Genomic DNA, 26547 nt, shown 5'->3' with positions numbered 1-26547 from the left:
CGGGCACCCGGCCCGGCGTCCCGCCTACTGCGGGGCGTCCCCGAAGTCCGGGATCTCCAGCCGTACCCCGCCCTGCCGCGCCGACTCGTGCGCGACGATGCCCGGCAGGGTGTAACGGGCGGCCACCCATGCGTTGACCGACGGCAGGGACCGCGTGTTGACGGCGGTCACGAAGTCGTCGACGAGGAAGTGGTGGCTGCCCTCGTGCCCGTTGTGCAGGTTGTCGAAGGCCCGCGGCAGCCGTGCCCGGTCGTGCACCGGTGCCGAACCGGAGGTGAAGGCCGCCCTCAGCTCCGGCGCGATGTGCTGGAGCGAGGGGTCGTCGGGGGACATGGTGGGCTTGGGCTCCAGCAGTTCGCTGATGTCCTTCACGCCCTTCTTGTCCTGCCACAGGGCCACCGTGGCGAGCTGCTCCATGCTCGCCTCGGTGCCGAAGAAGCGGAACCGGGACTCGCGGATGTGCGAGGGGTAGCCGACGCGACGGAACTCGTTCGTGCGGAAGGATCCGCCTCCCGCCACCTCGAACAGCGCGGTGGCGTTGGAGACGTCGTTGTCGAACTGGCTGACGGAGCGGTCGAAGACGCCGTCGCCGCGGTCGTCGCGGACGCCGATCGCCGACACGCTGACCGCGTGCGTCTGCCAGGCGCCCAGCACCCCGCCCACCGCGTGCGTCGGGTACAGCAGCGGGGGATAGCTGGCGGTGGCCTTCCAGTTCTCGCCGCCGCTGTACTGGTAGGCGTCGTAGAAGCCGAGGTCCATGTCGTGGACGTAGTCGCCCTCGGCGTAGAAGAGCCGTCCGAAGGCGCCCTCCGCTATCTGGTTGCGGGCGTGCACGGTCGCCGGGTTGTACTGGCTGGTCTCGCCCATCATGTACGTCAGTCCGGTCGTCCTGACCGCGTCGATGATCGCGGCGATCTCCTCCGTGGTGATCGCCATGGGGACCGCCGAGTACACGTGCTTGCCGGCGGTGAGGCCCTGCAGGACCAGCGGGCCGTGCGTCCACCGCTGAGTGAAGATCGCGACCGCGTCGACCGCCGGCGACTCCAGCATCGCCTCGTAGCTGGGGAAGGTGCCCGCCAACCCCTGCGCCGCGACGAGCTGTTCGGCTCGTTCGGACAGCAGGTCGGTGACGTACACGTGGCTGACACCGGGGTGGGCCTGGAACAGCGTGGCGAACTGACCGGAGAACTGGCCGGCGCCGACGATGCCGAGGGAGAACGTCATGAAGGCGTGCCCTTCGCTGGGAGAGGATCGGACACTTACTTTTGTCGCGAAAGAATCCTGACGTCAAGAGTCGGGCGGACACGTTTTCGTCTGGCGTTGCGTCGCCTTAGGGTGGGTACGTTCATTCCGTGACGAAAAAAATCATGTGGGAGTCTGACCTCCATGACCACAGTTGCCGCCAGTTGGCTTCCGCTGAGCCCCGGTGAGCGCTCGGTGGCGATCGAGGTGCTCGTCAACGGCCCCCTGTCGCGCACCGAGCTCGCCCGGCGGCTCGGCCTCTCCGCGGGCAGCCTCACCCGGCTCACCAAGCCGCTGATCGAGTCCGGCCTGCTGGTCGAGGTGCCCGAGGCCGGCGCCCCGGCGGAGGTGCGCCAGGGGCGGCCCTCGCAGCCGCTCGACGTCGTCGCCGAGTCCCGGTCCTTCATCGGCTTCAAGATCACCGATGACATGGTCTACGGCGTCGTCACCACCCTCCGCAGCGACATCGTCGCCCGCCGCGACCGCCCGCTCACCACCCATGACCCCGCCGAAGTCGCCGACGTGCTCGCGGAGATGACCCGCGGGTTCACCGCCGCGTACCCGTGCCTGGCGGGCATCGGCATCGGCGTGGGCGGCCGGGTCGAGAGCCGGACGGTGGTCGCCGAGTCCCCCTTCCTGGGCTGGAGCGGAGTGCCGCTCGCCGGGCTCGTCGAGGAACGCACGGGGCTGCCCGTCGTCGTCGAGAACGACGTCGCCGCCCTCGTGGAGGCCGAGACCTGGTTCGGCGCCGGACGGGGCCTGGACCGCTTCGTCGTCCTGACGATCGGCGCCGGCATCGGCTACGGGCTGGTGCTGGGCGGCGGACGGGTGCCGAACGCCGAGGGGGACCGCGGCTTCGGCCGCCACTGGATCGTCAACCCCAACGGCCCGCTCACCCCGGAGGGGGAGCGCGGCAGCGCCGTCTCCCTGCTCGCCATCCCGAGCATCCGCTACCAGGTCCGTGCCGCCACCGGCCGCGACTGGAGCTACGAGGAGATCCTCGGCGGAGCCGCCGCCGGGGAGCCCATGCCCGCCCGCGTCATCGACGAGGCGGCGCGCGCCCTCGGCACGCTGGTCGCCCAGATCTCCAACTTCGTGATACCGCAGAAGATCCTGCTCGCCGGAGAGGGGGTCGGGCTGATGGATGTGGCGGGGAACACGGTGGGGGAGACGATCAGGGCGCTCCGGCACCCGATGGCCGCCCCGGTCGTCCTGGAGACGAAGGTGTCCGATTTTCACGACTGGGCCCGCGGGGCCGCCGTGTTGGCGATCCAGGTGCTGGTGCTGGGCGCGGTGGAGTCCGAACTCCCCGGTGGATCTTGACAGATGGACGTGATCAGTAACACGGTCCGATATGTCCGTTTCCCGCCTGATTACTCACGACGCCTTCACCTCCGGAACCGTATGCTTCACACCATGTCCACCACTGTTGAAACCGTCTCCGAGCGTTCGGCGGACGAGGTCAACGAGGAGATCCGGGCCCTGTGGCGCCGGTCGGGCGGGACACTGAGCGTCGAGCAGCGCGAGGAGTACCAGCGGCTCGTCCTGGAGTGGGCCGCCGCGGCTCCCCAGCCCGCGCGGGCGGCCTAGCGTCAGCTGACGCCCGCCGCGCATCGGCGCGCCGGTCCGGGGCACCCCTGATCGAATGGGTCCCCTCCTCGCACTGGCCTCGGCCGTCTGTTACGGCGTCGTCGACTTCAGCGGCGGGATCCTCTCCCGCCGCGCCTCCTTCACGGCCGTCACCTTCCTCGGCCAGGTCGGCGGTCTCGCGCTCGCCTGTGTCGCCGCCCTCCTCGTTCCCGCCGACGCCGTCCACCCCGCCGACCTCCTGTGGGGCGCCCTGTCCGGCCTCGGCAGCGGCACCGCCATGCACTTCCTCAACCGCGGCCTGAGCCGCGGCGCCATGACGGTCGTCGTCCCCCTGAGCGCGGTGACCGGCGTCGCCCTGTCCGTCCTGTGCGGGGTCCTCCTCCTCGGCGACCGGCCCGACCCGTCGGCCTGGCTGGGCATCGCCCTCGCGGTGCCCGCGCTCTGGCTCGTCTCCGGGGGCCGGGCCGGAGCGGCCCGCGGCGCCGGCGACGGGCTGCTCGCCAGCGCGGGCGTCGCCGTGCAGTACGTCGCCCTCGGCCCGGCGGGCGCGGGCGCCGGGCTGTGGCCGGTCGTCGCCGGCCGGGTCGCCGCCGTACTCCTGCTGCTGCCGACCACCCTGCGGCACGGACCCCCACGGCTTCCGCCCCGGATCGCCGCCCAGGCGCTTCTCGTCGGGGCCGGGGCCGCGCTCGGACTGATCCTCTATCTGCTCGCCGCCCAGCGGCAGTTGCTGGCCGTCGCCGTCGTCCTCGCCTCGCTCTACCCGGCGATCCCGGTGATCCTCGGCCTCGCGCTGCTGCACGAGCGGATCACCGCGCGGCAGGCCGCCGGACTGCTCGGCGCGGCGGCCGCCACCGTCCTGCTCACGCTCGGCTGACCCGTCAGCTCCAGCTCGCGGAGTAGGCGCGGCGGTAGTCCTTGCGGTCCTGCTCCGCCCGGATCCACCGCGTGGCCACCAGCGCGATCATGCTGCCACCGATGACCAGCATCCCGGGGCCGATGTTCCGCGGGTCGCTCAGCCGGGCCAGCAGGGTCGTGCCCGTCGAGGTGCCCGTCGCCGGGGTGGTGGAACCCGGGGAGGTCGTGTTGGGCGCGATCGCGCTGTGCGTGGCCGACGCGGACGGCGCGGGTGAGGCCCCCTGCTGGCCGGCCGCCTGCTTGGAGACGATCAGCCGCACATTGAGCGCCTGCATCGCCTTCGTCACCGGCTGGAAGAACGTCGTACCGCCCGAGGTGCAGTCGCCGCTGCCGCCCGAGGTGATGCCCAGCGCGATGCCCTCGGAGAACATCGGGCCGCCGCTGTCGCCCGGTTCGGCGCACACGTTCGTCTCGATGAGCCCGGTCACCGTGCCCTCGGGGTAGTTCACCGTCGCGTCCAGCCCCTTGACTTCGCCGTCGTGCAGACCGCTGGTGCTGCCGCTGCGGAACACGCGCTCCCCGACCACCGGATCGCTCACGCCGGTGATCCGCACCCCGTTGCCGTTGCCGATGGCCACGATGTCCGCGCCCTGCCCGGCCGTACCGCTCGCGTACTGCACGAGGGAGAAGTCGCTGCCGGGGAAGTTCTGCTGCACGGTGGTGCCGAGCTGCTGGTTGCCCTGGCTGTTGGCGAACCAGACGGAACCGGTCGGCCCGCAGTGCCCCGCGGTGAGGATGAAGTCGGTCTGACCGTTGGTCACGTTGAACCCCGCCGAGCAGCGCCCGCCGGTCGACAGGATCGGCACCGCCCCGTTGAGCCGGGTCGTGAACGTGCCCTTGGTGCGCTCCATCCGCACGAAGCTGCCGATGCCGGACGCCACCTTGGTCATGCCCGACCAGTCGGAGGCCGAGACGGTGCTGTCGGCCTGCACCACCACCTGGTTCGTCCGGTAGTCCATCACCCAGGCCGTGCCCGCCACCCGGGGCGCCGAACGCAGCGTCGCGGTGGCCGCCTTGAGCTCGTTCATGCTGTGGCCGACCATCTTCGCCTCGGCGCCCGCCCGCTCGACCTCGGCCGCCGCCTTCTTGTCGGTCACCGCGACCACCGTGCGCCCGTCCGCGCCGACCCACGTCCCGGCCGTACGCGCGGTGCCCAGCCGCGCCACCAGCGAGGCGCCCGTGCCAGGCGTGTCGCCCTTGGCGCTGAACGGAAGGGCGGAGGTGCCGGGAGACTCGCTCGCCATGGCGGCCTGCGTCACCATGGCTCCCCCCAGGAGGAGTCCGCCGACGGCCGCCAGTCGTGTCACTCGCCGGACCATCCGTCGTCGTGCGTGCCTCATGCATGGCTCCCGAACCAGTACGCGCGGTGCCAACACCGCGGGGCGCTCCGGTCGTTGAGCACCCTCTCTCCATACGTTCCGGGAGCCGACCGCGTTCAGCGCGCCGGTGATCTTCTACCCCTTGCGCCCCACCCCGCCGTACATCGCCACCTCCACCGGCTCGTCCCCCTCCTCCGGGCGCCAGCGCGAGCACGACACCACGCCCGGGTCCAGCAGCTGAAGACCCTCGAAGAAGCGCGCCACCTCCTCCGGCGTGCGCTGCGTCAGGGCCGGCGTGCCGTGCTCGTTCCAGAACCGCACCGCGTCGTCCACCTCGGGCAGCGCCGGAGTCGTGATCGTGTGCGACAGCACCAGGTGGCTGCCGGCGGGCAACGCGTCCATGAACCGCCGCACGATGCCGTACGGGTCCTCGTCGTCGCCGACGAAGATGACCACCCCGAGCAGCATCAGCGCGACCGGCCGGGAGAGGTCCAGGGTGGCGGCGGCGCGCTCCAGGACCGCCTCGACATCACGCAGGTCCGCGTCCAGATGGTCGGTACGGCCCTCCGGCGCGCTGGTGAGCAGGGCGCGGGCGTGCGCCAGGACGAGCGGATCGTTGTCGACGTACACCACCCGGGACTCCGGGGCCAGCCGCTGGGCGACCTCGTGGGTGTTGTCGGCGGTCGGCAGCCCCGTGCCGATGTCGAGGAACTGGCGGATGCCCGCGTCCGCGACCAGATGACGCACGGCGCGGCCCAGGAAGAGCCGGTCGGCGCGGGCGTACTCGCCGATGGAGGGGTGCAGTTCACGGATGCGGTCGCCGGCCACCCGGTCGACCTCGTAGTAGTCGCCGCCGCCGAGCCAGTAGTTCCAGATCCGTGCCGTGTGCGGGCGCAGGGTGTCGATGCGTCTGCGCAGCGCCGCGGCGGGATCTTCGGTGGCTGCCGGGTTGTCCGTCACGTGCTCAGCTCCTGGAGGGCCTGGTGGTCTGGCGCGGGGGGCATCCGGCAATCTAGACGGCGGAGTTGATGTCTGCCGAGGGCGCGGCGGGTGAGATTTTCCCCAGCAGCGCCGCCCGGCCGGCCTCGTCGCCCCACACGGACGCCGGATCGACGTACGGCCGCAGCAGCGCGGTCAGTGCCGGGTCCGCCCGGCGGTTCAGTTCGTCCGAGGCGAGCTTGCGGGCGATCCCGGCGAGGAAGTCGGCCAGCTGCACCCGCGGATCCTCGCCGGCCACCACCAGGCGCAGCCCGACGAGCCGGATCCCGGCCCGCCGGGCCGTCTCCTCGATCCAGGCGATGCGCTCCGGTGTGAGCAGGTTCTGCCGGTCGTGCACGAGCCGGACCTCCCGGCCGCCCGCGCTCCAGTAGGCCGCTGTGCGCACGATCGCCGGCAGCAGCGGATTGAGCGGCGGAATCAACGGCGGTCCGGCGAGCAGTCCGGCCCGGTAGTCGTCCGCCCGGGAACGGGCCGCCGCCAGCCCGTCCAGGACCGGTGCGACGGCCGTACGGGCATGCGCCTGCCGCAGGTCGTCCACCGTGCGGAAGAACAGCTCCGCCGGCTCCGAGGGCTCCCCGTCGTGCCGTACGCGCAGCAGCCGGTTCGCCGCCCGCACGAACTCCCGCCACCCCGCCTCCCCGAACGTGCGCCGCCCGGTCCGGTACAGCGACAGGGCCTCGGCCGTGTCGCCGAGCAGCAGGTGGGCCGTCCGGTCGACGAGGAAGAACTCCTTCTCGACCAGGTGCACATGGGCGTTCCCGTGGATCGGACCATCTGGCGCGAGCAGCCATTCCAGCACCGCCCGGTGCTTCTCCCGCAGCAGATGGTTCGCCTTGTACTCCTCCGCGGGCGAGCGGATGCGGTCCCGGATCTCCCGTACACACGCGGCCGCGGCGTCCACCGGCAGCCCCACCCCGGCGTGCGCGAACACGTCGGTGTTCCCGCCGGTGAGGTTCTCGCCGTCCGACCCCGACTCGTCGCAGGCGACCTCACGGTCGTTCCAGGTCACAGCACGGCCCCCTTATCTTGTGCGACATGAACAGGATCCCGCACGACACGTCCGGCGAACCGAACCCCCTGCGCGCCCTGTCCCTGGACCGGCTCCGACGCCGTACGAGCATGAAGTGGCGCACCCACCCGGCCGACGTACTGCCGCTGTGGGTGGCGGAGATGGACGTTCCGCTCGCCGAGCCGATCGTCCGGGCGGTGACCGACGCCCTCGCGCTCGGCGACACCGGCTACCCGGCGGGCACCGCCTACGCCGAGGCGCTCGCCGCCTTCGCCGACAAGCGGTGGGGGTGGGACGGGCTCGCCGTGGAGCGCACGGCGATCGTGCCCGACGTGATGCTGGGCGTCGTCGAGATGCTGAAGCTGGTCACCGGGCACGGGGACCCGGTCGTCGTCAACTCGCCGGTGTATCCGCCCTTCTACCAGTTCGTCGCGCACCTGGACCGGCAGGTGGTGGAGGCCCCGCTCGGCGCGGACGGGCGGATCGACTTCGGCACTCTGGAGGAGGCCTTCGAGCGGTCGGCCGCCGGCGGCCGCCGGGCCGCCTACCTGCTGTGCAGCCCGCACAACCCGACCGGCGTCGTGCACACGGCCGGGGAACTGGCCGCCGTCGCCGCCCTCGCCGACCGGTACCGCGTCCGTGTGGTCGCCGACGAGATCCACGCGCCGCTGACCGCCGCCGGCGTGGACTTCGTGCCGTACCTGAGCGTCCCCGGCGGGGAGACTGGCCTGTCGCTCATGTCCGCGTCCAAGGCGTGGAACCTCGCGGGCCTCAAGGCGGCGCTCGCGATCGCGGGCCCGGAGGCCGCGGCCGACCTGGCGCGGCTGCCGGAAGAGGTCGGTCACGGCCCCAGCCACATCGGTGTCATCGCCCACACCGCCGCCCTGAAGGAGGGCACGCCCTGGCTGGACGCCCTGCTCGCCGGGCTCGACGACAACCGGCGACTGCTGTCGGACCTGCTGGCCGAACACCTCCCCGCCATCACCTGTCGCCCCGCCGAGGCCACCTATCTGGCCTGGCTCGACTGCCGCGCGCTGGGCCTGGAACAGGACCCGGCGGACGTCTTCCTGGAGCGCGGCAGGGTGGCCCTGAACTCCGGGATCCCCTTCGGCACCGGGGGCGCGGGGCACGTACGCCTGAACCTGGCGGCCTCGCCCGAGGTGATCACGGAAGGTGTACGGCGGATGGCCGCGGCGCTCCGCTGACGCCTGCGGTGCCCTCGGACTCCTCGCTGCCGCCCGCCGTGCCTAGACTTCCGGCATGGAGGACAGACAGCTGGAGCGGCTCGGCGCGGGCAAGTACCTGTTGATCACCAGCTACCGCAAGAACGGCACCCCGGTCGCCACCCCGGTGTGGGTGGTGCGCGACGGTGACACGCTCGGTGTGTGGACGGCCGCCGACTCCTGGAAGGTCAAGCGGATCAGGGCCCGCGGCGACGTCCTCGTCGGCCCCTGTGACCTGCGCGGCAACCCCACCGGGGCGCAGGTTCCCGCCACCGCCGAGATCACCGACGAGGCGACCGTCGCCCGCTACCGCGAGCTCATCGCCCGCAAGTACGGCATCGTCGGCCGGCTCACCCTGCTGGGCAGCCGCCTGCGCCGGGGGCTGAAGGGCACCGTGGGCATCCGCGTCACACCGCGGCCCTGAGACGCGGACGGCCGCGCGGTCCTCGGAAGAGAACCGCGCGGCCGTCACCATGGCACGCCCCGGGTTACGAGGCGTCCAGCACCGTGCCGTCCAGGACCGGCCCGCCCGGCAGCGGGTCGCCCATCTCGTCGCTCAGCTGGAACCGCACCGACTCCGCCGGCTCCGCCACCTGGTCCTTGACCGTAGGCAGGGACACCTCGGCGCTGACCTGCCCGGTCGGCAGGCCCGCGGCCACGGACAGGTACGGCACCGAGGACAGCGGCCGCTCGGGATCGGGCTTCTCGCCCGAGGCGTTCTCCAGCCACTGCGGATCCACGTCCTTCGTGGACAGCTCCGGACCTGCGCTGACGGGCACCACGCCGAAGAACTCGAAGAGGTCCACGTCCGCCGCGGCGGACAGCGTCACCTTCCACTCCAGGGTCTGCCCCTCCGTCACCCGGTCCGCGACCGGCGTCACGGTGAGCGTCGGCATCGGGTCGTCGTTCCGCACGGTGACCCCACCGCGGTAGGAGCCGACGACGGCGCCGTGCACGGCCTTGACCAGCACCGTGTTGTCCACGTCGTAGGCGAACCGCGTGTTGCCCTTGACCCGCACCTTCACCGCGATGTCGTGACCGCCCGGCCGGACCGTGACGAGGCTCTGCCTCTCCTTGCCGGTGACCGGGTCGATGACGTACACCCGCACCTGTCCGTCGCCCCGCCCGGACACCCGTACCGGCACCTGGTACGTGCGGACGCCCGAGTCGCCCTCCTTCACCGTCGTACGGCCGATGTCGACGCGCGGCAGCGCGGCCTCCCATATCGCCGCAGTGCCGGGGCGCCAGCCCCAGGCGTCCATCAGCCAGGCCTGGCCCCTGGCCGACCTCGGCGTCAGTTCGAGCGACGTGACGTGCTTCAGGTCCAGGCCCGCCCGGGACGCGGCGGTCAGCGGGACGCGGACCTCACGGGCCCAGTAGGAGGCGGTGCGTTCCGTGCCGGGCAGCCCGTCGGCCCTGACGGCGCCGAGGGCGGCCCGCTTGCCGTGCGTGTCGGTCAGGGACACGTCGAACCGGGTGCCGGTCGAGTTCGGCGGAACGATCAGCCGCAGCGCCAGGTCCTCGGAGCCGGTGAGCGCGACCGGGGCGCCGGGACGGATCCGCGCCGGGGAACCGGCCGCCGACCACTTCAGCGCGACGGCGCGGCGGCCGACCTCGCGGGAAGGCTCCCACGTCGCGAAGTGCGGGGAGACGCCCTTGGCACCGGAGGGGAGGCAGGCCACGTGCTGGTCCGGGTCGACGGCCGAGCACAGCCGCCCCCCGGTCACCGACAGCTTGCCGTCCGGCAGGAGGCCGCCGATCCGGTTCGCCCCCACGGCGTGGCTGAGCACGCGCGCCGGGTCCGCGGAGGGCGCCCGCCGGCCGGAACCGTCCAGCAGCGGCCGTACCCGGTCGTCCCCGGCGACGAACAGCCGCGCCGCCGCCGCGATGTACGTGCTGCCCGCCCGGTGCTGCTGGTCGGCGGTCAGCCGGGTCGCGGTGCCCGGCGAGCACACCGGGTCCCGGTGCTCGGGGTCGTCGTAGAAGTCGTCCTCCGAGGGCGCCTGGGACTGGCCCGGGGTCCACTCGGTGTTGAAGAAGTTGTGGTCGGCGCCGACCACGTAGACGGCGCTGTGCAGCGCGCTGCCGCGGCTGACCGAGCGGGTGCCGTCGACGTACACCTCGCCCTGCAGGTCGGAGACGTCGCCGTCGCAGCCCGGCAGGATCGTCGTCGAGGGGACGTCCGCGACCGGATTCTGGCCGAAGATCGTCGGTCCGATGAGCACGGTGCCGCTGATGTGCCAGCGCACCGGCCCGTGGTAGCCGTCCTGGGCGGCCGGCGGCGGGTAGAGGCTGTCCATCGCCGCCCGGTTGACGCCCTCACCGCCGCGGGAGTGGCCGACCAGCAGGACGTGCGAGAGGTCCGCCGTCGGGGCGTCGCGGACGACCGCGGGGGCCGAGGCGGGGTGGGCGGCCCAGTCGGCCCAGCGGGCCAGGTGCCGGCGCACCAGCGAGGAGCGCGCCTGGGCGCCGCCGTCCTCGGCCGCCCAGTCCTGGCCGTTGATGCCGCCCGCGGAGATGGAGACGGTCATATAGCCCTGGGAGGCCAGGAGTTGCTGGGCGCGCAGATAGCCGCGGTAGCTCGGGATCGGCTTGCTGCCGGCCGGGCAGGGCCAGTCGCCGCCGACGTCGTCGCCGTTGTAGCAGGTGCTGTGGCGGCCGTGCAGGAACAGGGCGAGCGGACGCCTTCCGGTGGCGCCCTTGGGTGCGACGACCACGGCCTTCATCTCGACGGGGTGCGGGAAGTCGGGCAGTTTCACCGGGTCCAGGTCGTACTCGCCGGTGGACGTGCCGTACGGGCCCGGCTTCCCGGGATCGACGGAGTTCGCCGGCAGTTGCGCGGGCGGCTGGGCGGCCGCTGTGTCAGGCCGGACGGCGGGCGCCCGGGTGCGGCCTGCCGCGTCCAACTGGCGTCCACCGGCCTTCACCTGAAGGCCCGTCAGGTGATCGGCGGTCCTGTCGAGCGCGAGCCGGAAGGTCCTGCCGTCCTTGCCCGGGGCCGGATGGCCGAGCAGCCGGCCGCCGGCGTAGAAGTCGACGCGCGCGTCCCCCATCGGCACGGGCGCGGTCGAACGCCACACCAGCTGCCGCTCCGCCCCCTGGCCGGCGATCCGCCAGCCGGGTGGGAGCGGGGTGTGGCTGTCAGTTGTGGTCGTGAGCGGTCTGGCGTCGGGCGGTCCTGCCGCCTGCGCCAGCCCTGGCGATCCCCCCGCCACCGCGAGCACCGCCACCGCGGTCACCGCTGTTCGCCGGGCACGGAACAAGGTGTTTCCTCCTCAAGTACCGAGCACAGGCGCCCCGTTGGTCAGCGGGGGCCTCTCGTGTACCGGAGGACGGCGGGCGGGATCTGTGGGTTGCCTGTGTGCGCGGATTCGATCACCGGGCGCGAACGGGATCAGGCCATCGCCGTACGAGACAGGTCAGGTCCAGGCGCGGTAGGGCTCGTCGACCAGCTGGAACACGGGCTCGCCGCGCACCGGGTCCTTCACCGTCGACAGGCGTACCCGGTCGCCGCTGTGAATGCCGATCAGCGGGCCCATGACACGGCCCCGGACGACGAACCCCTCGGCCATCTCGACGAGGGAGACATTGCGCGCGGCGGGGGTGTTGCGGTGCACCACCGTGGCGTGCCGGATGGTGCCCGTGCCCTCGCTGCGCTCCGTCCTGAGGTCGCTGCCCTGGCAGACGGGACACAGCAGCCGGTGGTACATGGCGGTGCCGCACCAGGTGCAGCGCTGGAAGAGGATGGTGTCCGCGTCGCGCGAGGCCGGATCGAGGAGACCCGCCGCGGAGCCGGCGGTCTGACGGGCGACGCCTACTGAGTGGTGGTACACGCTGGTCAACTCCCTGCGCTCGGCCGGAATCCCACGTGCGCGGTTCGCCGTGCCACCGTGCACGGCAATAATGTATGACACTCAGTGTCATCCGTAAAGGCACTGCGTACCCTCAAAATGAATGCGCCCTCGGTCACTCCTTTTCGAGGGCGCTCTCGATCTCCTGGACGACCCGCCACAGGGGTGCGCCGCGCCGGGAGACGACGATCACCACATCCTCGGCCTCCTCCTCGCCGTCCGGCGTCGAGGGGGCGGCGAACGCCGACTGCACGTAACCGAGGGCGTGGTCCAGCGCGGCGCTCGCGTCCCCCTGTCCGTCCGAACGCAGCCACGAGCGCAGCGCGTTGTTGTGCGCCGCCGCCACCGCCGCCGCGATCACGTCGGCCCGCAGTGTCCCGTCCCGCAGGTTGGCCAGGCGGCCGCGCAGATAGTCGGCGAAGGCACGCTCGTAACGCCACACCACCGACAGCTCGTAGGCGCGCAGCCCCGGCACCTTCTTCGTCAGGCGGTAACGCTGCACGGAGAAGGTCGGGTTCTCGGTGTACATCCGCAGCACGATCCGGACCGCGTCGCACACCCGTCGCACCGGGTCCTGGTCGTCGGTGCTGTCGGCGAGGAACGCCGTCATCTCCGCCAGGCACCGCTCGTGGTCGGGGAAGACCACGTCCTCCTTGGAGGGGAAGTAGCGGAAGAACGACCGCCGTCCGACGCCGGCGAGCGCCACGATGTCGTCCACGGTCGTCTGCTCGTAGCCCCGCTCGAGGAACAGCTGGAAGGCCGCCGCGACCAGGGCGTCCCGCATGGGTGGCCGTGTGGCCGCCGGCTCCGTCTTCATGACCGTGAACGTAGCATCCGAGCGAGGCGAATGACACTCAGTGCACCCCTGACAGGGTACTCGGTGTCGCCAGAGGGATGGGCGAGGCCACCGGCTGAACTGCCGGGGACGCGGACGCGTATCACTCCCCGGGAACGGCGAAGAGTCCCGTCCCCGGCACGGAAGGAGAGCACTGTGCCCGCACCGCCGGCATCCGGATCACCCGACGACCGCCCGCCGCTGGAGCCCATCGTCGTCCTGCGCCCGCGCCGCACCGACGCCCTGGCGGAGCTGTTCAAGGAGATGGAAGAGGGCACCGCCGGTCTGGAGCCGGTCGTCGTGCCCGACCCGCACTCCTGGGACGAGGGCGAGACGCAGGAACTTCCGCCGGTGCGCGTCCCCGCCCCGGACGGCGGACGCCGGTTCGGCTTCGGCTCGGGCCTCGGCCGCGCCGCCGTCACGGTCGCCGTCGGCGCGGCCGCCCTCGTCGGCTTCGGCTGTGCCCTGCTGCTGCCCGGCCGCAGCGGCGCGGCCGCCACCCCCGCGCCGTCACCCAGCCCGACGGCCTCGGCCGCGCCGACCCCGACGGCGACGGCGTCCGGCGCGGCCGACCCCGACGGCGCGGGCACCCTGCGCGAGGGCGACAGCGGCCCCGCCGTCACCGACCTGCAGCAACGCCTGCGCCACATCCCGAACGTCTACGACAACGGCGCCACCGACGGCCGCTACGACGCCACCCTCGAGGCCGCGGTCGCCCGCTTCCAGCTGTGGTACGGCATCCGCGGCGACGAGACCGGCGTCTACGGCAACGACACCCGGCAGGCGCTCGAATCGCGGACCGGCGCCGGCTGACACCGCGGGCCCGCCCCGGGGCTACTCCGGGTCGACCGGGACCCTGATGTCCACCATGCAGACGTCGTCGCGCCGGTCGCCCTCCAGCATCCCGGCCAACAGGGGTGCCAGGGAGCCGGGTTCCTCGGTGTGGTGGGCCAGCACCGCCTCGGCGAGCCGGGTCAGGCCCTTGTCGATGCCCTCGCCGGGCCGCTCGACCAGGCCGTCGGTGTAGAGGATGACGCGGTCGCCGGGCTCCAGCCGGCACTCCGCCTCCTCGAAGGCGGGCGTCCCGCTCGCACCCAGCAGCATGCCGCGGGGGCGGTCGAGGTATCGCACGACGCCGTCGCGCAGCAGCAGCGGCGGCGGATGGCCGGCCTGGGCCCACACCAGGCGCCGTTCGGCGGCGTTGTAGCGGGCCAGCACCATGGTGGCGGTGCCGTGCGAGTCCCGGGAGTGCAGCAGCAGGGTGTTGAGCCGGGCCAGCGCGCCGGTCAGTGAGGAGCCGGTGATGACCATGCCCTTGGCGGTGAAGCGCAGCAGGGCCATCGAGGCGACCGCGTCGATGCCGTGTCCGGCGACGTCGCCGACGACGAACAGGGCGTCCCCGTCGGGCAGTTCGATGGCGCTGAACCAGTCCCCGCCCACGTGGATGCCCGACTGGGCGGGCAGATAGGCGACGTCGACCCGCAGCCCGGCCAGCGGCACCGGCCGGGTGGGCAGCGGCAGCAGCGCGTGCTGGAGCCGGCCGGCCAGGGTCCGCTCGGCGCGCAGCACGTCGTGCTGGGTGAGGATGGCCCGCTCGCTCTCGATGAGGGCGAGTTCCGCGCTGCGCTGGGCGGTGAGGTCCTGGATGACGCCGTGCACCTCGACGGTGGTGCCGTGGGAGTCGGGCACGGCCTCCGCCACGGCCCGCAGATGCCGCAGCCTGCCCGCCACCCGGATGCGGAAGGGCACGTCGAACGGCCGCCCCGCGCGCAGGAGTTCGGCGATGGCCTGGGTCAGGGCGGACGCGTCCTCGGGCAGCGCGAGGTCGGGCAGCCGGGTCAGGCCGATCGGGCCGTCCGCCGGGTCCCGGCCGAACAGGGAGAAGACCTGGGAGGACCAGGTGACCTCCTGGGTGAGCAGGTTCCAGCTGGCCCAGCCCAGGCTGCCCAGCCGCTGCAGGTCGGCCAGCCGCTGTTCCTGCCGGTCGGAGGAGCCGTGCCGGACCCAGGTGACGACGAGCCGTTCGTCCAGCCGCGCCGCCCGCACCGAGTAGGTGGACAGCTCCGCGACGCCGTCCACGACCTCCTGGTGTGCGAACGGCTCGCTCTCGTACGGCTCTCCGGAGGTCAGCGCACGCCGGAAGCCCTGCCACACCGGCTCGCCCACCAGCGTCGGGCAGCACTCCCGGAACCCGCGGCCGACCAGTTCGCGGCCCACGTGGCCGACCACGTCCGGGGAGTGGGCCGTGGCGGCGTCGATGCGGTAGTCCCTGACGTCCCCGGAGGGGGTGCGCAGCGGGGTGAGCAGCAGGGTGGCCCCGGGCAGCGCGTCGAACACCGCCCTTACGACGTCCAAGGCGTCGTCGGGGGAGACGGGTGGCCGGGTGTCCAGGGCGCGCAGCCGGCCGGCGCACAGCCGGGCCACCGCCCGCAGATGCTCGCGCGTCTCGTCGGGGATCGGCCCGCCCCGGGCGCGCATCACGCCGATGCACACGTCGCCCGGTGCCGCGGCGGTGGCCGTGCGCGTGACCGGCCGACCGTGGGCCGGTACGGGCAGCCAGGCGCGGGTGGGCCAGCGGCTGGGCGGATCCCCGATGAGCAGGTAGCGCTTGCGGTCCGACTCCAGGTCCTCCAGCCAGCGCGGTTCGCCCGCGCGCAGCGCGTCGAGCGCGGCGACCCCGCTCAGCGGCGGCACGTGCTGCCACTGGGCGGCCAGTTCCTCGTCGACGCCCGCGTGCCCGATCAGGTCCAGTCCGCCCGCCGGCATCAGGGCGTAGAGCATCACCGCGTCGGCGCCCACCTCGGGCCCCAGGTGCTCCAGCAGACAGCCGGCCAGCTCCTGCGGGGTGGCCACATGGACGAGTTCCCTGCCCAGGGCGGCGAGGGTGGCGGAGCTCTCCTCGACCGCGGCCGGCTCCCTGAGCGGCACGGAGACGGAGGCGGTGAGGGCGGCGGCGCCGGGCTCGGGGGCCGGGGCGGACGACGGCGCGAGGGAGCCGAGCGTGATCCAGCACTCCTCCAGGAGCGTGTGACGGCCCGCCTCGGCCCGCTTCTGCAACTGCTCCTCGGCGGTGTTCGGAGAGCAGCCGGTCAGCGCCATGACGGCACCCTTGGCCCGCTCCAGGACGGCCGACGTCGCCGCCAGATCGCGCAGCCGGTCCAGCTCCGCTCGCTGCCTGGCGACGATCTTGGCCAGCGCAACGGTGTCAGCCGCGGTCGGGGACTCCGCCGGCGTGGCGGGCTCGCTCGTCACGCGTCGAGCATCGCACATCGGACGCGCTTCGATCGCACCCTTGCCTGCCCGGGCTTCACTCGAAAGAGGAGCACGGGCGTGTGCTGGTGGACATCCCGGACGGTCGTGCTCCGGTCACTCGTCCGGCTGCCGGTACAGCCACTGGCGCACCATGCGGCTCAGCAGCGGCATGACGAGGTACGTCAGCACCGGCAGCAGCACGAGCGGGAAGACGGCCGCCCGCAGCGGCAGCGGCCACGCGGTGGTGCGGGGCGTCACCAGGGCCTGGACGAGCAGGGTGAACGGGTAGGCGCCGAGGAAGGTGGTGAGGACCATCTTCCAGCGGGGCGGGGACTGCACCGTGGTGCCCGGCAGGCTGAACCAGGTCTCCAGGCCGGTGGTCGACTGCCGCTCGCTGCCGACCTCGGTGGCCACGCCCTCGATCCGCTCGTGCCACCGCGCCCGCTCGGCGGACTCCAGCCAGCGGGTCAGCCGGTGCGGATCCGACCAGCGCAGCACCGCGTGGTAGCGGTGGCCGTCCTCGGGCCGCAGCCAGGAGACGCCCTCGTTGCCCGGGAACCGTCTGGCGCAGCGCGTGACGCCCTCGGTCCACTCCTCGAACTCCCGCTCGTGGCCGGGGCGCACCTGCCAGGTCAGGACGGTGGTGACCGGTTCCCCTCTGCGCAGCTCGGTGGTGCTCATGTTCATCACGTGTGCCACGCGGGGCGGGGATCATGCGCCGGGCATCGGCCCGGTGTATCAGCGTCCGGCCTCGACCAGGGCCTGGGTGACCGCGCGGACGCTGCGCGCGATGTGCTGGAGTTGCAGTACCTCGGCCGCGTACAGCTTGATGGTGTGCTCGATGACCGACTCGGGCAGGCCCAGGCCGGGCAGGTCGGCGCGGGCGGTCTGCAGGGCGGTGCGGGCGACCCGGATCTCGTGCTGCACCTGGATCTGCGCGTGGCGGGCGAGCAGCACGGGGTGGCGGAGCATGGCCGGATAGCTGGCGTAGCGCGCCGGTACCAGCTCCCGCAGCCACTTGGCCGCCGAGCGCTCCCAGTCGTAGGAGCCGGGCTGCTTGACCTGGCACGGCCAGTCCGGGCTGAGGCGCGTGGTCGTCAGTGTCATCGGTGATCGCTTCCGGGTGTGCGGCGTCGTGAGGGGTGGTCCGACGGGTGCGTGCGGGCGGCCCCGGCCTAGGGGATGACCGGGGCCACCACGGGCGCTCGCACGGACGAGGCCCGCCCGGAAGCCCGCGCGCCGACGCGGGTAGGAGACGGCGGCTACGGATGTCCGGGTGACGCGTGAGAAGTATTTATATATGCCGTCCGGTTTGCAAGACGTATGAAAACATTCATGCGCATTATGTTGCGAAAGGTCCCTTTGTAATTCGGGACAGCGCGTGGGAAAGGTGTTACCCAAGGTTACGGCCGATCCGGCGCCGACGCTGCTCCGCCGTCAGTCCCGCAGGAAGAACTGGTGCTGGTCGGAGATCTGTTCGTACTCCTCCAGCCGGGCCTGGGTGCGCTCCGGGTCGGCGTCGGTCATCGCCTGCAGCAGCGCGGCGGCGATCACCCCGGGGGCGGCATAGGAGTCGAAGACCAGCCGGGAGCCGGTGCCGGTGGCGAAGACGACGTCGGCCTCGTCGGCGACCGGGCCCAGCGCCAGATCGGTCACCAGGGCGACCTTCAGCCCGGCGCTGCGCGCCACCTGCACGGCCGTCAGGGTCTCCTGGGCGTGCCGGGGCATCGAGAACGCCAGCACCCAGGTGCCGCCCGCCTCCCGGGACTGCAGCAGGGCGTCGTAGGCGACGCTGCCGCCCCGCGTCACCAGCCGCACGTCCGGATGGATCCGGCGCGCGGCATAGGCGAAGTACTCGGCGAGCGAGACCGAGATGCGCAGCCCGAGAACGGTCAGCGGAGTGGAGGCCGACAGCTCGCGGCCGACGTCGATCAGCTGGTCCGGGTCGGCGAAGTCGCGCCGCAGGTTCTCCAGGTTCTCGATCTCGGCGTCCACCGCCGACTGCAGTTCGTTGCTGCCGTTCTCCTCGGGCGCCCCGGGGCCGCCCGCCAGGTGGCCCAGGGCGATCGACTGGAGCTTCTCGCGCAGCGCCGGATAGCCGCTGAAGCCGACGGCCGCCGCGAACCGGGTCACCGACGGCTGGCTCACGCCGACGCGCTCGGCGAGATCGGTGATCGACAGGAACGCCGCCTCGGTGATGTGCTCGATCAGGTACTGGGCGATGCGCCGCTGGCCCGGGGAGAGTCGGGGCCGGTCGAAGAGGGTTCTGAGCTGGGACGCCGGTGCGGCCTCGGCCTCCGGAGCGGTTCTGCCCGAGGTGATCGCGGATGCCTGTGCGCGTGCCTGCTGCGGCGATGGCACCGGTGCGCCTCCTTTGTCTCCCACAGTGCTTCAACATAGCTCACACACCGTTGTGACCAGGGCTTGTACGGGCGCATCCGGCACTGCCGGACGGATCCTCGGGTCGCCTGCCGGACCCCGTGTCACCGGCGGTAGATCGTGATCGAGTGACCGACCTGGTCGACCGGGCGACTGCTGTCGATCAGGGTCCGCAGCCGCCCGCGCGCCTTGTCGACCGCCGTGTCCGACACGACCAGCAGCCCGTGCACCTGACGCGCCGGCACCTTGCGCGGATCGGACGCGTCGATGCCGTAGTACGCGGGCACACCGCTGCCCTTGTACACCAGCCAGACCCGCTCGCCCCGGTACCGCTCGCGCAGCCGGTCGGCGAGCCGGCCGAGGTCCTGTCCCCAGTCCACGTTGGAGTCGTGCAGCCGCAGATACGTCTTGGCCGGACCGCCGAACGCCTCGTTGGAGTACGGCAGGTAGTAGGGGAACGTCCGCAGCGAACTCACCGCGACGAACACCACCAGCGCCCCCGTGGCGAGCGGCGCCCACCGCCACCGCACCAGGAGCACGCACCCGGCCGCCACCGCCAGGAACATCGGCATGAAGAGGGCGTAGCGGGTCCCGAAGTCCCGCGAGCCGGTCATCGCCGAAACCATCAGCACGCCGGCCGGGACCAGCACATAGGGCGCCGCGGGCCGCAGCCGCCGTACCGCCACCATCGCGACGGCACCCGCGGCCCACAGCGCGAGCATGCCGAGCGGTGTCTTCACCAGCAGCGCGGCCGGCAGGTAGTACCAGCGGGAGCCGGTGTACAGATGCCCGAACAGGAAGCCCTGCCACGGGTACTTCTCCAGCCCGAACTGGATGCGCATCCCGTCCCGGTAGGACTGCGGCACCGGCATGAGCTGCACCAGCAGCCCCTTGAGCCCGTGCACGGCGGGCACCTGCTGCCCGGCCGGCGACCACCGCAGCCGCGGATCGACCACGAGATACGACGCCCATACGACGGCCACGGCGGCCACCGCGACTACGGCGGCGGCCCCGAGCGAGCGCGCCAGGGCCCGGCGCCGGTCCACGGACCCCGGCCGCCACACCGCCCAGGCCGCCAGCGCCACCAGGACGGGAACCACCGGCAGCACGCTCATCTTGGTCGCGAGCCCCGCCCCGAGGGCCAGCCCGGCCGCCGGGACGCACAGCCGGGGCCGCCGACGGGCCCGCCACAGCAGCCAGGCCGAGGTCAGCACGAAGCCCGCGGCCGGCACGTCCAGCGTGGCCAGCGAGCCGTGCGCGATCAGGTCGGGGGAGAAGGAGTACAGCGCCAGGGCCGCCAACCCGGCCGCCGTGCCCGCCAGTTCACGGGCGAAGGCGAACACCACGAGCCCGAACACCAGCGTCAGCACGATCACCGGCAGACGGGCCCAGAACATCAGCCGCCAGGGGTCGTTGCCGGAGGCGTACAGCAGATGCTGGGCGAACCGGCTCTGGTCGCCCTTGTAGGAGGCGTCCAGGTGCGGGTCGGCGACGGCCACCCCGGCGGCGATGACGAGCTTGGCGAGCGGGGGGTGCTCGGGGTTGAGGCGGACGCGGTGCTCGTGGAGGTAGTCGGCGGCCGTGGCGACGTAGATCGGCTCGTCGATCGTCGGCGTCTGCTGCACGGCCGTGGTGACCATGGCGGCGGCCATCTGCGCGAGCAGCACCACCACCAGGAGCGGCAGCAGCCGGCGCCGCCAGGGCCGGCCGGGCGGCGGGGCGGACGTCACCCGGGGCGGGGGACGTTCCTCGCCGTCCGGCGCCCGCGGGTCGAGGACCGAGTGCTGTTCGTGCGCCATCATCCGCCCCGCGGTGACGGGGACCGCGGGTGGGCGGGAGCGATCCGGGCCCTTCTCATGGGCCCTACTCTCGCATCAGCTCCCGCCCCCGGGCGTCACCGCTTCAGGAGTCGTACCGACAGACCTTCCGTCGTGTAGACGGGTACGGCCCGCAGCCGGTCGGAGTTCAGTTCCACGCGGTCGAACTGGCCCCGCAGCGAGGAAGCCGCCAGGACGCGCACCGTGCTGCCCGCGGCCGGCGGCCGGTCGGCGTCTAGCTGCAGCGACAGCACGCTGCCCGTGCCGAGCAGCGCCCGGCGCGTCACCTCCAGGGCGGGCTCGTGGCCCGAGCGCAGCGTGAGCGCCAGCGTCGACGACTCCTGGGAGTACACGCCGTGCACCTGCACGGGCCGCCGCACCCGCAGCGTGCCGCCGGACACCCGCACGTCCCCGTGGCCCAGCGCGTGGGACGAGGCGGCGACCAGCGTGCCGTCGTTCACCACGGTGCCGCCCGTGTACGTGTTGTGGCCGGTCAGGGTGAGCGTGCCGGTGCCCTTCTTGGTCAGCCCGCCGTCGCCGTCGATGTCGTTGCGCCAGCTGTCGGCCGCGCCCAAGCCGCCCGTGGCCGCGTCCAGCGTCACCGTCACGTCGGAGTCGAAGGCGCCGTAACCGTCGGCGGCGGCGAACAGGTTCAGCCGCCCCCACTGCTCGAAACCGTCCAGCAGCACGTACCCGGAGGGCAGCGCGGTGGTCCGCAGCACCTCCCGGCGCTGGTCGTCGTCCAGGTAGGGCAGCCGCGTCTCCAGCAGCACCTCCGCGCCCTTGGGCACGGTCAGCGGCACGCTGCGCCCCCGGCGGGTGAGCACGTACGTCAGACGGGGCTCCACCGCGCGGGCGTTGGCGTCCCGGTCGGCGTAGGCGTCGGAGGCGTCGCAGTGCGCGTAGGCGAAGAGGGTGTCGGCGCTCGTGCCGGTCTTCTGGGTGAAGTAGGCCAGGGCCTGGGCGCGGGCGGCCGCCTTCAGGCTCGCGTTCGCCGGGTCGGCCAGGGTGGCGGCGGCGAGGGCGGTGGCCATGATGCGGCCGCCGATCACGTCGACCGTGGAGTGCATGCCGGCCACGATCCGGGTGTGGCTGAGCTCGAAGGCCCGCGTCACCAGCTCCTGGAAGCGCTCCGGCACGGCGTACGCGTAGGCGAGGCCGGCCAGGTGGAAGGCGTTGGTGTGGCCGCTGGGGAAGCCGCCGTCGTCCGTGGGGGAGGTGCTGCGCTGGCGCAGCAGCTGGGGGGCGACGAGGACCTGCGAGTCGTAGACCGGGTAGCCGAGCCAGTCCGTCTTCCCGGTGTCGACGACCTGGCTGTCCTCGTTCATGCGCCAGGGCCGCGGGTACTGGTAGGCGTACTTGGAGGGGTTGCCCGACGCCCAGTTGCCGCGGACGGTGTCGACCAGCTCGGCCACCTTGCCGAGGTCGGAGTCGTGCGAACCGGCGCCCTGCGCCGAGCCCGCCGGGGCGCCGGCCGGGACGGCGTCGCTGACAGTGGTGGGCGGAGTGCCGTCGGGGGCGCTGGTGATCGAGGTGACCGCCTTGGCGCCGGTCCTGTACAGGTCGGCCAGCGGACCCAGGCCCGCGATCATCGCGTAGCTCTGGTGCTGGCGGTCGTAGATGAACGCCTCCTTGGCCTGGGCGTCCGTCCGCGCACGTGTGACGCGGACGCTGTAGCGGACGTTGGCGCGCAGCAGGTCGGGCTGGAGCGGCGTGCCGGTGTTCCAGGCGCCGCCCGTCTTCCACACCTGCGCGAAGCCGCCGAGGATCCGGACGACGGCGTTGGTCTCCGGCGTGAGGTTCGTCGAGAGGTTGGTCTTGTAGTCGTCGACGAACGCGGCGGGGCTCGTGGCGGCCTTGGCGTCGGCGGCGGCCAGCCAGGAGGCGAAGGTGGGCGCGGCCAGCACACCCGCCGAGGCGCCCAGGGAGGTCTTGAGGAAGCCCCGTCTGCCGACGGAGGGGGAGCGGTGCCCGGCAGATGACGGCATGCGTGTGCCTCTCTTTCTGCGGCCGTGCGGCCGAAGGGGGTGACATGGCGTGCGCTCGTGGGGGACTCGTGGACGGCGTGTGAGCCGCCCGGGCCGACCGATGCGTCTGTGCGAAGATCTACGGCCGGTTCGTGTCCCGGCGGAGGGAGTTGGGCGGCCGGGACCTGTCGTGCGGGTGAACGCGGTGTCAGCCGGGACGCCGGCCGGACATGCTGTCGTAGAACGGCGTGCCGGGAGCGACGTCCGAGGGCTTGACGGGACGGCCGACGGCGCCGGAGGCGTAGAGGGCGGCCACCAGGGAGAGGGTGCGCCGGGACTCGGCGAGCGGCACGGGCGGCGCAGTGCCCTCGCGCAGACTGGTGAGCACCTTGGCGAACTGCGCCCAGTGCCCGCTGCGGGAGTTCTGGTCGCCGGCTTCGTCCCCGGCGCCGTCCATGGCGGCCTTCCATTCGGTGAGCACGTGGTCGTGCCCGGGTGCCGGGGTGACCCGCCAGTCCTCGTCCCGGTAGCCGTACAGGTGCGTGACCTCGACGGTGGCGTACTCGAAGTCGTAGCGCAGGTAGGACTCCTGGCGCGGCGAGAGGGAGCTGTTCACCACGGAGGCGACGGCGCCGTTCGCGAACGTCACGTGCGCCATCGAGACGTCCTCGGTCTCGGTACGGCGTGCCTGCGTCCTGGTGAGGGCCTGTACCTCGGTCCAGTCGCCGAGCAGGTCCAGCATCATGTCCATCTGGTGGATGCCGAGCCCCATGGTGGGACCGCCGCCCTCGGTGTCCCAGCGGCCGCGCCAGGGCACGTCGAAGTACGACTGGTCACGGAACCAGGTGGTGTTGCAGACCGCCAGCAGCGGGCGGCCCAGCGCACCCGAGGCGGCCAGGGACTTGAGCGCGGCCTGGCCGCGGCCGAAACGGTGCTGGAAGACGGTCGCGAACCACGGCGGTCCGCTCGCGGCGCCGGCGATCTCGTCGAACTCCCGCAGGGACAGCGCGGGCGGCTTCTCCACCAGCACGCTGGCTCCGGCGCGCAGACAGGCGAGGGCCTGGTCGCGGTGGAGACCGGGGGGTGTGCACAGGTACACCAGGTCGGGACGGGACCGCTCCAGCAGCACGTCGAGGTCGTCGTAGCCGGCCGGGGCCCCGTGCTTGGCCTGGAAGGCCTCCAGCCGGGTCCGGTCGGTGTCCGCCGCGGCCACGATCCTGGCGGGGACCGGGCCGGGTGCGCTGAGGGCGGCCGCGTGGTCCATGGCGACGTCGCCGGTGCCCACGACCGCTATCCGTATCTCTTCGTCCTTCACGCGTGCTCCGTCTTGGTCGGGCTTGTGGGGGGCAGGAGGGCGGCTCATGCGAGGTAGGTCGCGGAGCGGGCGTGCTCGATCGTCAGAGCGCTCACGCCGGTGATCGCGGCGTCGAAGCCCAGGTCGCTCACCGCGATGCGCGGCACCCAGGGGATCCGGCCCACGAGGCGCCGGGTCAGCTGCTCCGCGGACTCCTCGCTGTACTGGGCGAAGGCGCCGGCGAGCACGATGACCTGGGGCGAGAGCACGACCGAGGTGGCGACGAGGGCGAGCGCGATGGAGTCGAAGAACTCGTCGCGGGCCTGCTCGGCCTCGCTGTCGCCCGCCCGGCAGCGGGCCATCATCGCGCGGAACGCGGGGCCGATGCGCTTGCCGTGCAGACCCTCCCGCGCGGCGAACGGCAGCACCTGCGCCGCCAGGGTGGAGTCGACGTCGCCCTGTTCGGTGAAGTAGCGGGAGAAGGACGCGCTGGAGGTCAGCAGGAAACCGATCTCGCCCGCCGCCGAGCGGTGCCCGCGGTGCAGACGCGCCTCGTTGATGATGCCCGCGCCTAGTCTGGCGCCGAGCACCAGCGCGACGGCGCTGTGCGCGTTCGCGAGGGCGCCGCTGTGCCACTCGCCGTAGGCCGTCGCGTTGGCGTCGTTCTCGACGAGGATCGGCAGTCCGCTGCGGGCCGAGACGATGTCGGCGAGCGGTACCTCCTGCCAGTCGAGTTCGACCGCCTTGGTCACCACGCCTTCGTGCACGATGCCGGGAACGGTGATGCCGACGGCCACGATCGGGGCGGTCACCCCCGTCTCGGGGGAGGCCAGCCGGTCGACGAGCCCGAGCAGCCCGTCGATGCGCGCGGCACCCGCGTCCTGGCCCTCCAGGGCGAAGGTGTGGCTCTCCTCGTAGAGGGTGCTTCCGCCCAGGTCGACGAGGCGCCCGCGGGCCGTGTACTCGGTGACGTCGACGGCCATGATGGCCCGGGCCGACGACGCGAAGCGCAGCAGGGTCGAGGGCCGGCCGACCGACTGGCGCACCTGGCCCGCGGCCTCGACCGCGCCCTCCTCCATGAGGGCGGAGCACAGTCGCTCGATGGTCGCCGAGCCGAGCCCGGTGCGCTGCTGGATGTCACGCCGGGACAGTGGGCCGTGCTCCCGCAGGACGTCTAGTATCGCGGTCCGGTTGATCTGGGTGACGTGCCGAGTTGTCGCCGTACGTGGCGCCGGTCGCTTCACAACCCTCCCCCATAATCCATCGGACTGAGGATAAGTCCCGTCCGGGTACGTGTTCCCTGGCTGCCCCGGAGATTACCAGTCTTCGGCCGGTTGCCAAGGGTGGCCGAGGATTTCAGATCCGCAACGAGGCGCCCTAACCCTTGTGGGTATTCAATCGCAGTGATAGGAAACGGGGACCTGCAACAACCAGCGGCGGCGCGGGGCTCCGTCCGCTACGACGAAAAGGGATCGAAGATGACCCGTGTGGGTGTGCGGCGCTCCCGCCGACTCGGCCGCGGCGGTATACGCCGCCTGGTTCCCCTCGCTGCCGTGGCCGCGGCAGGTGCCCTGCTGCTCTCCGCCTGCGGGTCGGGGTCCGGCTCGGGCGGCAACTCCAAGTCGCTGACGTTCTGGATCTCCACGGTCCCGGGTCAGGACGCGGGCTGGAAGAAGCTGGTGTCCCAGTACAAGAAGGAAGCCGGCGTCACCGTCAAGCTCGTCAACATCCCCTACGACGGCTACACGACGAAGCTGCACAACGCCGCGCAGGCGAACTCCCTGCCCGACGTGGCCGCCGTGCCGGCGCTGGACCCGATCTGGTCGAACAAGCTGCTCGACCTCAGCTCCATCGCCAACAACAAGAGCTACAACATCAACGGCAACTTCCTCGCCAAGGACTCCTCCGGGAAGGTGCTGTCCATCCCCTCGGACGTCACCGCGTCCGGCCTGTTCATCAACAAGTCGCTGTTCGACAAGGCCAAGGTCTCCTTCCCGACCTCGCCCGACAAGACCTGGACGTGGACCGACTTCATCGCGGCCGCCAACAAGGTGCGCGAGAAGACCGGCGCCAAGTACTCCCTGGCGTTCGACCAGTCGCCCTCCCGGCTGCGCGCCATGGTGTACGAGATGGGCGGCAAGTACGTCCACGCGGACTCCTCCGGCAAGTTCTCGGTGGACGACGCGACGAAGAAGGCCGTGAAGACCTTCGTCGGCTGGAACGACGACAAGACGATGCCGAAGTCGGTGTGGACCAGCGGCGCCGACCCGGCGGCGATGTTCCAGAGCGGTGACGTGGTCGCCTACTGGTCCGGTGTGTGGCAGGTCGCCTCCTTCGCGGACAGCATCAAGAAGTTCGACTGGGCGAGCGTCCCGACCCCCGCCCAGCCCGTGCAGGCCAGTGACGTCAACAGCGGCGGCATGATGGTCGGCTTCAACAACAACGGCGCCGCGGCCACCGCCGCGAAGAAGTTCCTGACCTGGATCTACGACCCGAAGCAGTACACCGAGCTGGTGGAGTCCTCCGGGTTCCTCCCGGTCGAGAGCGGTCTGAACCCGAAGTACCCCTTCACCTCCGAGGCGGCGCAGGCGGCGTTCAAGCTGTACAACCAGGAGATCCCGCTCTACGCGCCGATCTCGAGCTACTTCAACAACGCCCAGACCGCCTGGGTGCTGAAGGGCAAGAGCCTCGCCACCGACCCGACCAAGACGGAGCTCGGCAAGGCGATCAACGGTCAGGAGTCGCCCGACAAGGCCCTGGAGAACATCGTGGCCGGCTACAACCAGCAGGTCGGCGGCGGATCATAGGCCAGTGGGCCGGGCGGCGGACCGAGACTCCGCCGCCCGGCCCCA

Annotated in this window: 22 protein-coding genes; 7 read left to right on the top strand and 15 right to left on the bottom strand. The window is 72.3% G+C overall.

Translation table 11 applies throughout. The features are described from left to right. Nucleotides 1-24: 24 nt before the first annotated feature. Nucleotides 25-1224, bottom strand: a complete 1200-nt coding sequence (locus MKW14_RS05280) for a Gfo/Idh/MocA family protein (protein WP_240859256.1) — start codon at nucleotides 1222-1224, stop codon at nucleotides 25-27. 162 nt (nucleotides 1225-1386) lie between these two features. On the opposite strand from MKW14_RS05280, the gene MKW14_RS05275 reads away from it, so the two are divergent. From MKW14_RS05275 to MKW14_RS05265, 3 genes are all read left to right on the top strand, one after another. Next, a complete protein-coding gene (locus MKW14_RS05275; RefSeq protein ID WP_240859254.1) occupies nucleotides 1387-2565 on the top strand; it encodes an ROK family transcriptional regulator in 1179 nt (392 codons plus the stop codon). Between the two features lie 81 nt (nucleotides 2566-2646). Next, the gene (locus tag MKW14_RS05270) at nucleotides 2647-2832 is read left to right on the top strand and encodes a hypothetical protein (protein WP_133043718.1); all 186 of its coding nucleotides are present in this window, start codon (nucleotides 2647-2649) and stop codon (nucleotides 2830-2832) included. 55 nt (nucleotides 2833-2887) lie between these two features. Further along, nucleotides 2888-3709, top strand: a complete 822-nt coding sequence (locus MKW14_RS05265; protein WP_240859253.1) for an EamA family transporter — start codon at nucleotides 2888-2890, stop codon at nucleotides 3707-3709. A 4-nt stretch (nucleotides 3710-3713) separates the two neighbouring features. Here the strand turns inward: MKW14_RS05265 and MKW14_RS05260 are convergent, their stop codons facing one another. The 3 genes from MKW14_RS05260 to MKW14_RS05250 form a co-directional block, all read right to left on the bottom strand. Then, nucleotides 3714-5090, bottom strand: a complete 1377-nt coding sequence (locus MKW14_RS05260) for a S1 family peptidase (RefSeq protein WP_240859252.1) — start codon at nucleotides 5088-5090, stop codon at nucleotides 3714-3716. A 114-nt stretch (nucleotides 5091-5204) separates the two neighbouring features. After that, entirely contained in the window at nucleotides 5205-6029 is an 825-nt protein-coding gene (locus MKW14_RS05255) for an SAM-dependent methyltransferase (RefSeq protein WP_240859251.1), read from the bottom strand. A 52-nt stretch (nucleotides 6030-6081) separates the two neighbouring features. After that, entirely contained in the window at nucleotides 6082-7077 is a 996-nt protein-coding gene (locus MKW14_RS05250) for a hypothetical protein (RefSeq protein WP_240859250.1), read from the bottom strand. Between the two features lie 26 nt (nucleotides 7078-7103). On the opposite strand from MKW14_RS05250, the gene MKW14_RS05245 reads away from it, so the two are divergent. Further along, nucleotides 7104-8282, top strand: coding sequence for a MalY/PatB family protein (locus tag MKW14_RS05245; RefSeq protein ID WP_240859249.1), 1179 nt, complete (start codon nucleotides 7104-7106; stop codon nucleotides 8280-8282). Nucleotides 8283-8337: 55 nt separating this feature from the next. After that, entirely contained in the window at nucleotides 8338-8724 is a 387-nt protein-coding gene (locus MKW14_RS05240; RefSeq protein ID WP_240859246.1) for a PPOX class F420-dependent oxidoreductase, read from the top strand. A 64-nt stretch (nucleotides 8725-8788) separates the two neighbouring features. On the opposite strand, the gene MKW14_RS05235 is transcribed toward MKW14_RS05240, so the two are convergent. From MKW14_RS05235 to MKW14_RS05225, 3 genes are all read right to left on the bottom strand, one after another. After that, the gene (locus tag MKW14_RS05235) at nucleotides 8789-11563 is read right to left on the bottom strand and encodes a hypothetical protein (protein WP_240859244.1); all 2775 of its coding nucleotides are present in this window, start codon (nucleotides 11561-11563) and stop codon (nucleotides 8789-8791) included. A gap of 156 nt (nucleotides 11564-11719) precedes the next feature. After that, nucleotides 11720-12133 carry a Zn-ribbon domain-containing OB-fold protein gene (locus tag MKW14_RS05230; RefSeq protein ID WP_133043950.1) on the bottom strand — a complete coding sequence of 138 codons (414 nt, stop codon included), beginning with the start codon at nucleotides 12131-12133 and terminating at the stop codon, nucleotides 11720-11722. A 133-nt stretch (nucleotides 12134-12266) separates the two neighbouring features. Further along, entirely contained in the window at nucleotides 12267-12935 is a 669-nt protein-coding gene (locus MKW14_RS05225; protein ID WP_240859651.1) for a TetR family transcriptional regulator, read from the bottom strand. Nucleotides 12936-13142: 207 nt separating this feature from the next. Between MKW14_RS05225 and MKW14_RS05220 the strand changes: the two genes are divergently transcribed. After that, a complete protein-coding gene (locus tag MKW14_RS05220) occupies nucleotides 13143-13799 on the top strand; it encodes a peptidoglycan-binding domain-containing protein (RefSeq protein WP_240859242.1) in 657 nt (218 codons plus the stop codon). 21 nt (nucleotides 13800-13820) lie between these two features. On the opposite strand, the gene MKW14_RS05215 is transcribed toward MKW14_RS05220, so the two are convergent. The 8 genes from MKW14_RS05215 to MKW14_RS05180 all read right to left on the bottom strand — a co-directional run bounded on the left by MKW14_RS05215 (nucleotide 13821) and on the right by MKW14_RS05180 (nucleotide 24939). Continuing rightward, nucleotides 13821-16256 carry a SpoIIE family protein phosphatase gene (locus tag MKW14_RS05215; protein ID WP_276618491.1) on the bottom strand — a complete coding sequence of 812 codons (2436 nt, stop codon included), beginning with the start codon at nucleotides 16254-16256 and terminating at the stop codon, nucleotides 13821-13823. 96 nt (nucleotides 16257-16352) lie between these two features. Continuing rightward, nucleotides 16353-16919 carry an antibiotic biosynthesis monooxygenase gene (locus tag MKW14_RS05210; protein WP_240859239.1) on the bottom strand — a complete coding sequence of 189 codons (567 nt, stop codon included), beginning with the start codon at nucleotides 16917-16919 and terminating at the stop codon, nucleotides 16353-16355. Between the two features lie 57 nt (nucleotides 16920-16976). Continuing rightward, nucleotides 16977-17345 carry a hypothetical protein gene (locus MKW14_RS05205; RefSeq protein WP_240859238.1) on the bottom strand — a complete coding sequence of 123 codons (369 nt, stop codon included), beginning with the start codon at nucleotides 17343-17345 and terminating at the stop codon, nucleotides 16977-16979. A gap of 330 nt (nucleotides 17346-17675) precedes the next feature. After that, nucleotides 17676-18599 carry a MurR/RpiR family transcriptional regulator gene (locus MKW14_RS05200; RefSeq protein WP_240859237.1) on the bottom strand — a complete coding sequence of 308 codons (924 nt, stop codon included), beginning with the start codon at nucleotides 18597-18599 and terminating at the stop codon, nucleotides 17676-17678. A 122-nt stretch (nucleotides 18600-18721) separates the two neighbouring features. Next, nucleotides 18722-20419: a phospholipid carrier-dependent glycosyltransferase gene (locus MKW14_RS05195; RefSeq protein ID WP_240859236.1), complete on the bottom strand. Its 1698-nt coding sequence runs from the start codon at nucleotides 20417-20419 to the stop codon at nucleotides 18722-18724. A gap of 92 nt (nucleotides 20420-20511) precedes the next feature. Then, nucleotides 20512-22422 (bottom strand): phosphatase PAP2 family protein, encoded by a 1911-nt coding sequence (locus tag MKW14_RS05190; protein WP_240859235.1) that lies wholly within the window; start codon nucleotides 22420-22422, stop codon nucleotides 20512-20514. A 187-nt stretch (nucleotides 22423-22609) separates the two neighbouring features. Continuing rightward, the gene (locus tag MKW14_RS05185; protein ID WP_240859234.1) at nucleotides 22610-23716 is read right to left on the bottom strand and encodes a Gfo/Idh/MocA family protein; all 1107 of its coding nucleotides are present in this window, start codon (nucleotides 23714-23716) and stop codon (nucleotides 22610-22612) included. Between the two features lie 44 nt (nucleotides 23717-23760). Next, nucleotides 23761-24939 carry an ROK family transcriptional regulator gene (locus MKW14_RS05180; protein WP_240859232.1) on the bottom strand — a complete coding sequence of 393 codons (1179 nt, stop codon included), beginning with the start codon at nucleotides 24937-24939 and terminating at the stop codon, nucleotides 23761-23763. A 234-nt stretch (nucleotides 24940-25173) separates the two neighbouring features. Here MKW14_RS05180 and MKW14_RS05175 point away from each other — a divergent pair, with 234 nt between their 5' ends. Further along, complete coding sequence (locus tag MKW14_RS05175; RefSeq protein ID WP_240859230.1) at nucleotides 25174-26502, top strand: extracellular solute-binding protein; 1329 nt, start codon at nucleotides 25174-25176, stop codon at nucleotides 26500-26502. Nucleotides 26503-26547: the final 45 nt, after the last annotated feature.

Source organism: Streptomyces gilvus, from assembly GCF_022513565.1.
GTDB classification, from domain to species: domain Bacteria; phylum Actinomycetota; class Actinomycetes; order Streptomycetales; family Streptomycetaceae; genus Streptomyces; species Streptomyces gilvus.
The sequence above is the reverse complement of the archived record's forward strand: the minus strand, read 5'-3'. Positions and strand labels throughout refer to the sequence as shown.